This is a genomic window from Fictibacillus sp. 26RED30, from assembly GCF_015903845.1.
Taxonomy (GTDB): Bacteria; Bacillota; Bacilli; order Bacillales; family Fictibacillaceae; genus Fictibacillus; species Fictibacillus phosphorivorans.
Genome location: NZ_JACZDV010000001.1, coordinates 1,989,361 through 2,002,329, shown reverse-complemented (window position 1 = coordinate 2,002,329; position 12,969 = coordinate 1,989,361). Strand labels below are relative to the sequence as shown.

The window sequence follows — 12,969 nt, the reverse complement described above, 5'->3', positions numbered from 1 at the left end:
TCCTTAACGCTTATCTATAAAAATAGGCTTTCGTTCTTGTGTCATAACCCACTCTATTTCCATAGTATGTATGGAATCTTCAGATCATGATGAGGAAAGGAAGGGAAACAATGGGAAATAATCATAAACACTTGCAGGATGAGTGTATCCGCGTTCAGAAAGTTTACGACTGGGTGACTGATACACTAAACGTAAGAAAGACCGTTTCTTTTACTCCTGAACAAATCGCAGCTATAGAAGAAGCATTGGATGATCCTTCACGCCGACCGTTAAGATTGGTTACGAAAGTACCTAAAACTCCTCCAGCATTCCCGCTAACAGGTGAAACAACTGAAGCGGCAGCATGCCCTGAACTATATCTATGCGAGCAAGTTGGAGATAAGAGAGATGTTACAGTAGCGCTTAACGGAGGTTTTGCTGAAGCACAGCTTGTAGAGCTACTCTTTACAACAGATATCAAAGTTCAAGTTGTAGACCGTAACGGAGTAATCGTTGTAGAACAGTTGGTTAATGCATCAGTATTTGAATCTTTCGTCTTGTGTTATCCAGATGGAACAGACTTATACTGCCGAATCACTAAAATCTTTGCTCGAATCCCAACAGGGACTGTGTTGTTGAATAGTCCATCACCAACTTCATTCGTTGTAGACATTACATTCTGCGTTGATATCCAAGTTGAAGCAGAAGTTAAATTAGAGGTATTGGCGAAGTTCTGCTCGCCTCGTGAAAATGACCTAAATGCAGAGGAAAGCGAGGGAGAAATGTGTCCAGAGGTAGTGTTCCCACAACAATGCCCGGACATATATCCCAGGCCAGGCTGCCTGTGTAGATCACGAGGAACTGCTAGCGGATTAACGTGTGAAGAGGATGGAGCAACAGAAACTGGCAGGGCAACGATATCCGTTGAAATCTGTCCGAATTACAACCTGTCAGGAAGCAGATTCCAATTATCTCTAAACGATACAGGATATACAGCTACAGAATTCACACAAGAAACACTTAGCTGTGATGAGTATGCTGGTGGACTAAGATTGACTGTTTCAGGAAGAGGAATAATGGACGCTTCAGGAGAACAGTATCAGTTTAACCTGGCTATTGTTGAGACAGAGCATGGAAATCAATTTGAGGTAGAACTTATTGACAGAGCAGGAACTAAAGTATTTACTACAGGTGTTGTAAAAGCAGATTCTGGAGAAATCGCTATAGAAAACTGCCTTCAACACCAATAATTAATGGATCTGAAGAACAGAAAGACCTGAGGCGATTTGCCTGCAGGTCTTTCTTGTTTATGAAAAAAAGGTGAACGAATAATTGTAGCTTACATACAATAGGGAAAGAGCCTAATTATGCAAGGGGGAAGATGCATGGGGACGAAGGATAAATTAAGTTATGAGCGGCTCGTTTCTAGGGTGGACTATTACAAGGACAAAGCACTTGATCTTGAGAAAAAGCTCGTCTTTGCTGAAGAAACCATTGAACGACTCGAAAATGAGACGAACAATGATCGATCACTTAAAATAATTGAAGAGAATGAAAAAGAACTTCAAGGACTAAGAAAACAAGTCGAAGACCTCACAAGGAAATTAAAACGGCTAGAAGAACATGAGATGGAAAAAAGGATGCAGAGTTACGAAGAATTGTTGAAGAGCATACAAGATGAAATGAACGATAAAGACCAACAGATCGATCTGTATCAACAGCGCATAAAAAGTATGGAAAAGCGAATTAACATTAACCGCACTTCTGAACCGGTTTTTGAAGAGCTTGATTCAGATAATAGTAAATCAGAACCACAGAAAAAAGAAGGCTTGAATAGTGCATGTTATTTCGACTATTCGGTAATTTTTACAAAAGATAAGAAGGGCTTTATTAGAGGTTCCTTCTTTATCGAAAACACTGGAACAGAAACGTTGGAAAATCCTTATATTTGTTTCAGATTCCAACCTGCTGAAGCTTGCGCATTAAAAGGAAAAATTATATCGTTGATCGCGTCACCCTCACAGGAAGAGATGACGCAGTCTATTTGGATGTATATGGATAATGAGTGGGCGGAAAAAGCAAAAGAACGTGGAGAGATGTGGATCTGTCCACTACGTGAAACCACATTTAAAAGTGGTGACAAACTCGCTTTGGATGATTTCCAGATTCCATTTAAGAGTGGTATTGATGAAAACATTACGGTAGAAGCGTTCGTTTATTTTCATAAACAAAACTATCGAACAAAAGCAGTTAATCATATAGCTATTAATTTTTAGTGAGACAGCCTATAACCAACTCGTCAGACTTGCATATGATGTACTATACGAGGAGGTTGTAACATGGAAGATTGTTATTATTGTAAAAGGAAGAAGAAGCATAAAAAACATAAGAAGGTTTATGCTGATAAAGTAATCATTAAAGCAGATAAAGTTATTATTCATGAAAAGAAGGTAGAGTGCGAATCAAGCTCTAGCAAATGGGAGTCTAGTCATAAACATGAGTCTAGCCACAAACATGAGTCATCTTCTAAACATGAATCTAGTCATAAACATGAATCTAGTCATAAACATGAATCTAGTCATAAACATGAATCTAGTCATAAACATGAATCTAGCTCAAAGCATGAATCTTCTTCAAAACATGAATCTTCTTCTAGCTCAAGCTCAAGTTCCAGCTCAAGCTCAAGCAATAGCTGCCACTATGATCCTTGGGTGTAAGCAATCCAAATGTTTCTTTAGAGTACTCTCAACAGAGTGCTCTTTTTTTTAGTATTACACTTAGAAAACATAGAATTAGAAGGAATAGGGTAAGAAATATAGAAGTAATGATAAAGGAGAGGATATCGATGGGGTATATCTTGCCGTACCTACCAATTCAGCAGATGCAATATGCTAGTCGGATGGAAAAAGCTGAGAGAGGATTGCCTGTTGTTGCTAGTGTTCCTCCAATTCAAAATGATGATGTACGTTCATTTCAGCACAAGAAGAGATTGACATTTGAAGAAAAGCGTTCTTTTGATCAGATTTTAAGTGAAATGGAAGGCAAAGGGAATATAATTAACGAAACCATCTGATGGTTTCTTTTTTTGTTCATAACATATGACTTGGAGGTTTTATAGTGGAATTTATTGAACTTTCGACTGACTGTTATTACTTCAAGGGTGCTGTTAACATAGGGTATATTGTAAATAATGATAAAAGCAAAGGAATGTTAATAGATGCTGGTCTGGAAACATCAGCAGCCAAAAAAGTGATAAAGCAACTTCAAAAAGAAAAGCTTCCGTTAACTCATCTATTTATTACTCATGCACATGCAGACCATTTTGGAGGAGCTTTGTACATACAACAAAACTATGATGTACATACAATCGCCCCTGCTCTAGAAGAAGCAATTATGAGGAATCCTGTACTAGAACCGATCTACTTATCTCATGGAAATTACCCGCTAAAGGAAATGCGGAACAAATTTTTAGAAGCACCAGCTATACGTGTTGATGAAATTTGCTCGGAAGGATATATAGAACGATTTCCAGAAGTTCACTTAATTCATCTTCCAGGTCATAGTTATAATCAACATGGCATCTTGTTCCGCGGTATTTTATATGCTGCAGATGCTTTTTTAGGTATAGATGTACTTGCAAAGCATAAGATTCCTTTTATAGTTGACGCACGTCAGAATATAGAGACATTACAAAAACTTAAAGAAATTGAAGTGGAAGGTATGGTCCCTGGACATGGAAGTTTTGTTACCAGATACCAGGAAGTTATTAAAGACAACTTACTTATACACGAAACCATCACTGCGAAAGTACATGAGGAGATCAAACAATCAAGCAGATCTGGAATATCATTAGAGAATTTAGTTGCTGTCATGCTAAAAAATTATGAAGTGGACCCTCCTAACTTAGGAGCTTATTCATTGTTTCGAACGGCAATCTCTGCACATATTATTCAATTGCTAGAGGAGGGAAGTGTAGCATATAAGATTACAAACGGAGTGCCTGTTATTTTTTCGGCTTCGTACATGGCATGACTAACAGTTCACCTTCTGAGAATTCTGCATAAACAATACCTTCCACATTGGAGTAGCCTTGTTGCTGTAGCAGCTCATAAAGTTCGCTTTGTGAAAGTCCCGCTGTTGAAAGGTTATCATGATTAAGCTCACCGTCTAGTATGAGAGTTACAGGGAGTTCAGGCTGTTCTTCAGATCGCAGGTTCAAATCCTGTCTGTTTGGTGGCCCATATTGATACTTAGGCAATATGCTTAAAGATCCATTAGATTCTAATATGGCATATTCAACTTCTCTTAAACCGAAAAATCCTTTTTGTCTGACTAAGTTTTGAAGTTGGTTGATATCGAGCTTGCTCTTTTTGAGCATGTCTCGATCGATCAGTCCGTTACGAATAACGATAGTAGGTGCGCCTTCCAGAAATTTTCGCGTTCCTTTAAATTTCTGAGATATAATTTCAACTACATAGACCATAGAACCCCAGATTACAATAGCATACAAAATAACGAATATAGAAGTCTCATCATCATACATAGCATTACCAACTAATTCACCCAAAAAAATAGACGATATAAAATCAAAAGGTGTTATCTGAGAAATTTGCGTTTTTCCTAAAACTTTTGTTAACAAAAAAAGGGCGATAAACCCTACGATTAATTCGGTTGTCAATTGTCCAACATGAATGTTCATCAACCTTAGTCTCCTCAACGTACGTTTTATTGTACAGTTTTGACGAGATTAGATCGTAATAAACAAAAAAGCATTGAAATCGTCATGACGATTTCAATGCTTTTTTCATAGCTACATGCGGGATGTTAGCATCCAGGAAGGGTTCCTTTGATGTTGTAAGGTACCCTAGTTTTTTGTAAAAGTCTTCTGCTTGTGTTTGTGCATATAATATAAGGCTCGGTAAAGAACGTTCGATGGCTGCTGTTTCCATAGCGTTCATCAGTTCTTCACCTAATCCTTTTTTACGATGTGAAGACAATATACAAACTCGTTCTACTTTTCCCTCTCCGTTCACTTCACGAAGCCTTGCCGCACCTATTGGTTTATCTCCATCGTAAAGAACGAAATGCAGGGAGACATCTTCGTTGTTGTCGATTTCTTCTTTTTCATCAATCTGCTGCTCGCTAACAAAAACATCTTTTCTTACAGTTAAAGCATCTTGAAATCCTTGTTCGCTCGTTGTATACGTCTTAATCAATCTAATTAAACTCCTTTTCCAAGTCGAAATGTTTCATAGACTGTCCATGAGCCGTTATCAAGTTGATAGAGCAGTTGAAAACGATCGATACGTTCTTCATGTTCAATATCAATCATACGCAAACGTTCTAAAACGTCTGAATGCTCTTCATCCGACAGCTTTTGTCCGAGTGTTAAGTGCGGTACAAAGTTGTAGGGCTGCTGATGTTCGAGTGGACCGGAATATAACTGCTCATGCAGCGATTTTATCTCTTCAGCTTCATTCACCTTTAAAAAGATAACATTATTAACAGGATGGAAAGATCCTACTTTATTAATCATGATTGAAAACGGGTCTATGTTCTTTGCAACAGAAGAAATATAAGAGATATGTTCTTGAATTTCTTCCTCTGTTGCCTCATAAGGCTCCTTAAGTGTGATATGAGGTGCGATAAGGGCATAATGCGGATCATAACGCTTTCGGTAGGAATTCACTTTATCTTGTAGATTTTTTGATGGAAAAATTGCAATGCCGTATTTCATATTTCTTCCTCCCTCATATTTTAAACTAGTATACCAAATATTCTATTTATTTCCCACAGTTACTGGTCGCTGTAAAGAAACCTTAAAGCGGGAATTAGGTCTTTCTGCCAATTTACCCAGAGATGATTTCCTTGAAACTCAGCGTATTCATAATCGAGAGCTAAATTGTTTAAAAGCTTACTCAGCTGTCTGTTTGGAGTTAAGAAATCTTTGGTAATTCCTTCAGGATTCGTAAACTGTTCTTCTTCATCACCTATAGAGTGGTAGATGGTTAACGTTTGCATATGTTCTATGGATTCAACGGTTTCAATAAGGCTCTCTGGAACATAAGGAGATTGTACAATCACTTTCCCGAACGTATTCGGATACAGAATACTCAGCTTAAATGCTATGTAACCACCTAGAGAATCTCCGATTAAGCCCATGCCTGCACCAAGTTGGAGCGTGTTAAACTTCTCATTAAGATAAGAGGTAAGTTCAAAAGCCATGAATCGGATGTAATTCTCGTGCTTCTCTCCTGTGGGGTCATATTTTGCTTTTCGATCTTCGATTCCTTTATGATTTACACCAACAATGATACAGCTCTGTAAATTTTCTTCTTCCATTAGCCGATCGGCGGTTTTCGCCAACTTTCCTAACTGAAAGTAGTCTCTGCCATCTTGTGCGATTAGAATAGGGTATTTAACGAGTGGAGTAAACTTAGAAGGCAGGTAGATGAGCAAGTCAATCTCCTCATCCAAGTAGTTGCTGTATATTTTATCATCTGTAATAGAACCTTTAAGTATGGCCATAAAAAGTACCTCCTGTGCTGACTGATCTTTAAATTATAAGCGTTTTCATTCAACTCGTTTTATTGTATCACATAATGATATAATGAAAGAATCAAATCGTTTTGCCATAAGAGATCGAACATTAAGAAGAGGTGAAGTCTGTTGAATAATAGAGTGCACAGTCGAGAAGTTGAAGCAGCGGCTAGAAGGCTGTTGAATGAAAGAGGCGTCACAATTCCTGAAATCGCTGAGATCGTATATGAAATGCAGATCCCATTTTCACCTGGCTTAACGAAAGAAGAGTGTATAGAAAGCGTCGATGCTGTTCTCATGAAGCGTGAGATTCAGCATGCTATTCTAGTCGGAGTAGAACTTGATATACTTGCGGAACAAAGAAAGTTATCTGAACCACTACAAAGTATCGTTGAACAAGATGAAGGATTGTTTGGGGTAGATGAAACCATCGCACTGGGTGCGGTTTTCGGATATGGCTCTATAGCTGTTACAACGTTTGGACACCTAGATAAATTTAAGATGGGAATTATTCAAAAACTAGATACAAAGATTGCGAATGGAAAAGTGCATACATTCTTGGATGACCTTGTTGCAAGCATTGCAGCGAACGCCTCCAGTCGACTCGCACACAGACTCCGAGATAAGCAGGAGCGTCTTGATTATGAAGAGATTAAGATTCGTGATGAGGAAGAGAAGATTGGTTAAATACCAAGCAAAAACACGCCTAAAGGTTGGGCGTGTTTTTATATTGTTATCAATTAAAATATATCGACAGAAACAATATCTAATAGTGGGAATTTTGTTTGGGCAGTATTATTAATCCGTGCGTAATCTGATTGTACTTCATCAATCTGGACATTAAGAAACACTCTTCCAGCTACGATTAAATCTACAACTACATCTCCATTTGCTAGTGTAATAAGGACTGATCGAATGGTACGACTTGTAACTGTTGGGGTATTTGTTAAAACCAAGATTAAATTTTGATCTATAGCAGCAATAGTTGTAAACGGAATATATCGGTCAACAGTCGCGCTAGTCACTCGGATATAATCCGAGCCAACTTCTCTAATGGTTACATTTGTAAGGAATGGGGCTGCCAAACCAGGAACATAAATATCCACAGTGAATACTCTGGCAAAATCAATTACGCGAGTTCTAAAATCAGTACTGTTTACTTCAGGAGTGATCCCAGCGCCTATTGCGTTATCGATGCTTCCCACCGCAAACAAGTTAATTAGAGCGTTTATAGTCGTTCCATTACTAACACGAAAAAAATTACCACCAACTTCTCTAATTGAAACACTAAAAAAAGGCGTTACCGCATTACCCGTGATGTAAACATCTACTAGATTTTCACTGGCTAGAGAAATGATTCTGCTCCTTAGCGTGCGGCTTTGGATGATCGCCATATGATTCACCTCCTTGCCGGAACAAACTTTTATAGCAAGACGATGCTCATTATAAAGATTCCATACTATAATCTATTAATTAAGAACGAAAGTGTGTGGTGTATTATCTTGCGTTTAACATAGGTAAACGCATATTTATTGATTAATAGGCTAGTATCCTATCATTTTTGAAATAAATTAATATGCTATTTAGTATCTGGTATACAGATTGATTTATTTCAAAAATGGATGGGAGGTCAGTAATGATGGGTGACTCATTATTCCACGGAAAAGAAAAATGTTCAAAGCATGATCACACAAGCGGGTGTGACAGCTGTGTTTGTGATTTCTTTCGTGATCTATCCGATGACATTGATTTTTGCAGCCAAAACATAAACAACTTTCTTGTTATCGTTTTAAAAGGAATTGGACCATTAAGCTTGAACGGGACGACAGATCCTACATTGTTTAGATTTGTACGTTTTGAACACACAAAGTGCTGTGTAGTGCTTTCCTATGAAGTAACTACGGCAACGGGAACAGCTACTCGTAATCTATTGGTTAACTGTAAAGACATCATAGCAGTAACTTGTGTTCAAGACGGCGATCTTGCTGCAGGTACGTTTAACTAATCGTTGATTCAGCCGGGATTCTTTCCCGGTGTTTACATAAGAAAAGCTGAAGACATCATTGGTTTTTTACAGAATTAGAAGAAAAGTGTTGTCAAAACTCGTAAAAAGCATATATAATAATTTTTGTTAGACAAAGGCATTGATTCGATAGCTCAGCTGGGAGAGCGCTACCTTGACAGGGTAGAGGTCGGGGGTTCGAACCCCTCTCGAGTCACCATACATAATAAGCAAACCTCCTTAGCGATAAGGAGGTTTTTTTGATGCTTTTTTTGTTGGATTTTAATGTGTTATAGCAACAAAAACACGCCAGAGATAAAGACCCCTGTAATGATCATCATAACAAGACCGTATCCCATAATGTCTTTTGCTTTTAATCCAGCAATAGCTAAAGCAGGAAGCGCATAGAATGGCTGGATCATGTTTGTCCATGCATCACCCCAAGCTACAGCCATAGCCGTTCTTGATAACGAAACGCCTAAGTTTTGTGCTGCTTCTAACATAACAGGTCCTTGAACCGCCCATTGCCCACCGCCAGACGGAACAAAAAAGTTAACGAGGCCAGCACTCCATAAAGTAAATAAATGAAAAGTATGTTCGTTTGAAAAGGAAATAAGCATATTGGATAGGACCGCCACTAGTCCCGATGAAGTTACGATTCCCATTAGTCCTGCATAAAAAGGGAACTGAATAATAATTCCGCTCGCATTTTTCACAGCGTCCGTAACCGCTTTCAAAAATAACAGCGGTGTTTTATGTAAGATGATACCGATAAAAAGGAATAAAAAGTTTACGATATCTAGATTTAAGCTAATTCCATTTTTCGTGAAATAATAGACTAGGTATGAGATTCCTAATAGCCCTATGAGAATAGATAATAACTGACTATTTTCAAGTCGATCAGCAGGTGTTTGAAGTGTTTCTTCTTTACTTGCTGCCTCATGTGATTGCTTGTCCTCTAACAAAGCGGGATCGATTACAAACGCTTTTTCAACAGGAGGAACCATTAATCTGTTAATGAGCGGTACCATTATGAATAAGCCAGCTAGGATAATTAAGTTGAACGATGAAAAGATTGTCTCACTCGTCGGAACAACTCCCATAATGTTTTCGGTAAAGTGTCCCGGTGTAGCGATTGTTAAAACAACCGATCCTGATAGACCTCCACACCATATGATAAAACCACTATAAGCACTTGCGATTAATAACCGGTAGTCGACACCTTTTACTTTCATCGCAATTTCTTTTGCGAATAGAGCACCTATTATAAGTCCGAACCCCCAATTGATCCAGCATGCGACGAGCGCGACTAACGTTACGAGTATGATAGCTTGTCCAGGTGTTTTTGGGATTTTTGCTAAGTAACCTAATAGTTTTTTAAATAGCGGGGAGCTTGCCATAACGTGGCCGGTCACTAATATTAACACCATCTGCATGGAAAACGTTAATAAACTCCAAAAACCTGTACCCCAATAATTAACGATTTGCACAGGGGTGCTATCTGTAGCAAATAGTGCTAAACCACATACGAAGAATGTCAGTAAGATGACCAACAGAAAAGGATCGGGCATATACCTTTGCATTAATCTGTTTGAAAATGAAATTAAAAGTCTCAAATTTCTTCTTCCTCTCCTCATAAATGATATTTGAATAGTATGTATTTCAAGTACAGTTCGATTAATTTCTACAAAATCCTTTTAATACTTATTGATAAATGGACGAACTTTTTAAGTCGTCCTACATAAAATATAGAGAAATAGGATATAAGGTTTTTGAAAGGAGAACATTTTTTTGGCTTTATTTAAACGCCCTGGCATTTTTGCCAAAAAGGGAATGGTTCCTAATATGGGTGCAATGGGACCTACGATGGGAGCAATGGGTCAGATGGCGCCTACTATGGGAGCTATGCAACAGATGCCCCAGATGGGTGGATGTGGATACCCAGCAGTATCACCATCTCAATATTATCCTCCACAAGTTATGCCTGCACAGTTTAGCCCTACGAACCAACAAGTTCAGTATAACCAGCAAGATGTATATGTTCCGATGGTTCATCCAACTCAAACGACTCAAGTCAACCAGATGAACTATAAATATGTACATTATTTCCCTCAGAACACGAACGTCGTAAACCAAGCAACGCAGCAAAACCTTTGTGGAACGGTCCAACCCATCATGGCACCTTGTCCCCCGCCATGCCCTCCTCCATGTGGTCCATGTGGTCCTTGGAGAAAGAAGTAAAAGTGAAGCTGTCGACAGTGTCGGCAGCTTTTCTATTCTACTTTTGTATGAATTTGTGTGAAATTAATATGGTATGGGGAATGAATAGATTAGTACACATAAATTTCTGGAGGTTATGAAGATGAGTCGTGATACAAAAGTTGTAATCGTTACAGGAGCAGCAAAAGGGATAGGTAAACAAATCGCAATTGATTTTGCCAAAGGAGGTTATATTCCTTCATTAATAGATTTTGATAAAAATGAACTTGAATCAACTTTGTCTGAGGTTACATCGATTCAAAAGGATGCAATCGCGATAACATGTGACGTTAAGAATCCCGATGAAATCATTCAAGCAGTAGCAGAAACACATGATAAATTAGGTGACATTCAATGTTTGATCAACAATGCTGGTCTTTCGAAATGGAAATCCCCCTATGAATTAACAGTAGATGAATGGGATGATATTTTAAACACAAACTTAAGAAGTGTTTTTCTTTTTTCTAGAGAAGCGGCTAAGTACATGTCCCAGTCTGGAGGAGGTTCTATCATCAATATGGCTTCCACTCGTGCGGTAATGTCTGAGCCTCATTCCGAAGCATATGCGGCAACTAAAGGCGGAATTGTTGCTTTAACTCACGCCTTGGCTGCATCGTTCTCTGAAGATTTTATTACCGTGAATTCTATTAGTCCTGGTTGGATACATACAGGAGATTATAAAGAGCTGCGTGAAGTTGATCACGATCAGCATCTCTCAAAAAGAGTGGGTATGCCAGCTGATATTTCAAGGGCATGCTTATTCTTAGCGCAGTCTGACAATAATTTTATTACCGGGGAAAATCTTACGATCGATGGCGGGATGACTAGAAAAATGATCTATGAACATTAATGTTTCCTATAGGGAAAAAGATTGCTCTAGACCCACCCGGAATCCATTCTTTATGATGTAAAAGGTATTATTTAACGAAGGAGAATAGAGAATGCAATCTGATCAGCAAAAAAGAGTGGAACGCGGTGTTTATCTTAGTCTAGGAGCATATATTTTTCTATCAATAGTTAAACTTGTGTCAGGTATTTTTTATAATTCCGATGCATTAGTTGCTGACGGATTAAACAATGCTACTGACATTATCGCTTCTATCGCAGTATTAATAGGATTGAAAATTTCAAGGAAGCCAGCAGATGAGGATCATCCTTATGGACACTTGCGTGCAGAAACGATTGCATCGATGGTTGCTTCATTTATTATGGTAGTCATCGGTATTGAAGTATTGATTTCATCTATTAAAAAGATGTTTAACGGAGTGGAAACGGAGCCTTCACTTACGGCGGCCTTGATCGCTCTGTTCGGTGCAGCTGTAATGTTGATCGTTTATTTGTACAATATAAAGGTTGCAAAAGAAACAGACAGCCAAGGGCTGAAAGCAGCCGCTCTTGATAACCGTTCAGACGCATTTGTCAGTATTGGAGCAGCAGTCGGAATTCTTGGCGCACAGATCGGCTTACCGTGGCTAGATCCAGCAGCAGCAGTTCTTGTTGGTCTGATCATCATCAAGACAGGTTGGGAGATTTTCACTGAAACCTCCCATAACCTTTCAGATGGCTTTGATTATGAAGAAGGCAAGGAAATGGAACACAAGATTTTAGATGTTGAAGGTGTAGAGAACGTGGGAGACCTGAAAGCTCGTAAACACGGTAACCGAGCTATTATCGATGTAACGATTAAAGTTGATCCTTCCCTTAATGTAGTGGAAAGTCACGAGATCACAGAAAAGATAGAAGACACGATTAAAGAAGCTTATAATGTCGAGAGTATACAAGTTCACGTTGAACCAGAAGACGGAAAGAACAAAGATAATTCATTAAAGTGAAGAGGGCTGAATGAATTCTATACGATTTCCGAAGGGATCTCGTATCGTAAAGCGTGAAAATCCAGGAAACGGCAGTTCTTGTTGTATCGGTACTTGATGAAGAGCCAAATGATCTTTGAAACTTGTGAGGTCATCGACTAAAAAGGCCGGGTGATGTTTACCTTTGTAAACCTGATCTTCCACTCCAATGTGTAGTTGTTGATGACCGAATTGGAACCATATCCCTCCATTTTTTCGAAGAGCATCTGGTTTTGGAATTTCTTCAAGTTGCAGGATTCCTTTATAAAAAGCTCGTGCTTCATCTTCCTTTTCTCGTGGAATACATATTTGGACATGATGGATACCTGTTATTTTCAT

17 protein-coding genes and 1 tRNA gene are annotated in these 12,969 nt (G+C 38.6%); 11 read left to right on the top strand and 7 right to left on the bottom strand.

The genetic code is table 11. The annotated features are described in order from the left end of the window. Positions 1–110 precede the first annotated feature (110 nt). From IHV11_RS10225 to IHV11_RS10205, 5 genes are all read left to right on the top strand, one after another. The gene (locus IHV11_RS10225) at positions 111–1,229 is read left to right on the top strand and encodes a hypothetical protein (protein ID WP_197191245.1); all 1,119 of its coding nucleotides are present in this window, start codon (positions 111–113) and stop codon (positions 1,227–1,229) included. Positions 1,230–1,364: 135 nt separating this feature from the next. Next, positions 1,365–2,255, top strand: a complete 891-nt coding sequence (locus IHV11_RS10220; RefSeq protein WP_197194531.1) for a hypothetical protein — start codon at positions 1,365–1,367, stop codon at positions 2,253–2,255. A gap of 63 nt (positions 2,256–2,318) precedes the next feature. Next, positions 2,319–2,696, top strand: coding sequence for a hypothetical protein (locus tag IHV11_RS10215; RefSeq protein ID WP_197194530.1), 378 nt, complete (start codon positions 2,319–2,321; stop codon positions 2,694–2,696). Between the two features lie 128 nt (positions 2,697–2,824). After that, positions 2,825–3,052 carry a hypothetical protein gene (locus IHV11_RS10210; RefSeq protein ID WP_197194529.1) on the top strand — a complete coding sequence of 76 codons (228 nt, stop codon included), beginning with the start codon at positions 2,825–2,827 and terminating at the stop codon, positions 3,050–3,052. Between the two features lie 44 nt (positions 3,053–3,096). After that, positions 3,097–4,011 carry an MBL fold metallo-hydrolase gene (locus IHV11_RS10205; RefSeq protein ID WP_197194528.1) on the top strand — a complete coding sequence of 305 codons (915 nt, stop codon included), beginning with the start codon at positions 3,097–3,099 and terminating at the stop codon, positions 4,009–4,011. Here IHV11_RS10205 and IHV11_RS10200 read toward each other — a convergent pair. From IHV11_RS10200 to IHV11_RS10185, 4 genes are all read right to left on the bottom strand, one after another. Then, positions 3,983–4,678, bottom strand: coding sequence for a YetF domain-containing protein (locus tag IHV11_RS10200; protein ID WP_197194527.1), 696 nt, complete (start codon positions 4,676–4,678; stop codon positions 3,983–3,985). The two genes, IHV11_RS10205 and IHV11_RS10200, sit on opposite strands and share 29 nt — an antisense overlap. Before the next feature lie 82 nt (positions 4,679–4,760). Continuing rightward, positions 4,761–5,195 carry a GNAT family N-acetyltransferase gene (locus tag IHV11_RS10195; protein WP_197194526.1) on the bottom strand — a complete coding sequence of 145 codons (435 nt, stop codon included), beginning with the start codon at positions 5,193–5,195 and terminating at the stop codon, positions 4,761–4,763. A 5-nt stretch (positions 5,196–5,200) separates the two neighbouring features. Further along, positions 5,201–5,716: a YjcG family protein gene (locus tag IHV11_RS10190; protein ID WP_197127570.1), complete on the bottom strand. Its 516-nt coding sequence runs from the start codon at positions 5,714–5,716 to the stop codon at positions 5,201–5,203. Positions 5,717–5,775: 59 nt separating this feature from the next. Further along, positions 5,776–6,507 carry an alpha/beta hydrolase gene (locus tag IHV11_RS10185; RefSeq protein ID WP_197194525.1) on the bottom strand — a complete coding sequence of 244 codons (732 nt, stop codon included), beginning with the start codon at positions 6,505–6,507 and terminating at the stop codon, positions 5,776–5,778. A 141-nt stretch (positions 6,508–6,648) separates the two neighbouring features. On the opposite strand from IHV11_RS10185, the gene IHV11_RS10180 reads away from it, so the two are divergent. Continuing rightward, positions 6,649–7,206 carry a phosphatidylglycerophosphatase A family protein gene (locus IHV11_RS10180; protein WP_197194524.1) on the top strand — a complete coding sequence of 186 codons (558 nt, stop codon included), beginning with the start codon at positions 6,649–6,651 and terminating at the stop codon, positions 7,204–7,206. A gap of 53 nt (positions 7,207–7,259) precedes the next feature. Here the strand turns inward: IHV11_RS10180 and IHV11_RS10175 are convergent, their stop codons facing one another. After that, positions 7,260–7,913, bottom strand: coding sequence for a hypothetical protein (locus IHV11_RS10175; RefSeq protein ID WP_197194523.1), 654 nt, complete (start codon positions 7,911–7,913; stop codon positions 7,260–7,262). A gap of 242 nt (positions 7,914–8,155) precedes the next feature. On the opposite strand from IHV11_RS10175, the gene IHV11_RS10170 reads away from it, so the two are divergent. Further along, complete coding sequence (locus IHV11_RS10170) at positions 8,156–8,524, top strand: hypothetical protein (protein ID WP_197194522.1); 369 nt, start codon at positions 8,156–8,158, stop codon at positions 8,522–8,524. A gap of 141 nt (positions 8,525–8,665) precedes the next feature. Beyond that, positions 8,666–8,741, top strand: a tRNA-Val gene (locus IHV11_RS10165). Between the two features lie 70 nt (positions 8,742–8,811). Here the strand turns inward: IHV11_RS10165 and IHV11_RS10160 are convergent. Then, a complete protein-coding gene (locus tag IHV11_RS10160) occupies positions 8,812–10,137 on the bottom strand; it encodes a short-chain fatty acid transporter (protein WP_197194521.1) in 1,326 nt (441 codons plus the stop codon). 175 nt (positions 10,138–10,312) lie between these two features. Between IHV11_RS10160 and IHV11_RS10155 the strand changes: the two genes are divergently transcribed. The 3 genes from IHV11_RS10155 to IHV11_RS10145 all read left to right on the top strand — a co-directional run bounded on the left by IHV11_RS10155 (position 10,313) and on the right by IHV11_RS10145 (position 12,612). Then, positions 10,313–10,762: a CotD family spore coat protein gene (locus IHV11_RS10155; protein ID WP_231618128.1), complete on the top strand. Its 450-nt coding sequence runs from the start codon at positions 10,313–10,315 to the stop codon at positions 10,760–10,762. Between the two features lie 121 nt (positions 10,763–10,883). Further along, entirely contained in the window at positions 10,884–11,630 is a 747-nt protein-coding gene (locus IHV11_RS10150; protein WP_197194520.1) for an SDR family NAD(P)-dependent oxidoreductase, read from the top strand. Between the two features lie 91 nt (positions 11,631–11,721). Next, on the top strand, positions 11,722–12,612 hold the full coding sequence (locus IHV11_RS10145; RefSeq protein ID WP_197127589.1) for a cation diffusion facilitator family transporter: 891 nt from the start codon (positions 11,722–11,724) through the stop codon (positions 12,610–12,612). On the opposite strand, the gene IHV11_RS10140 is transcribed toward IHV11_RS10145, so the two are convergent. Next, positions 12,604–12,969 (bottom strand): VOC family protein, encoded by a 366-nt coding sequence (locus IHV11_RS10140; RefSeq protein ID WP_197194519.1) that lies wholly within the window; start codon positions 12,967–12,969, stop codon positions 12,604–12,606. The genes IHV11_RS10145 and IHV11_RS10140 overlap by 9 nt on opposite strands.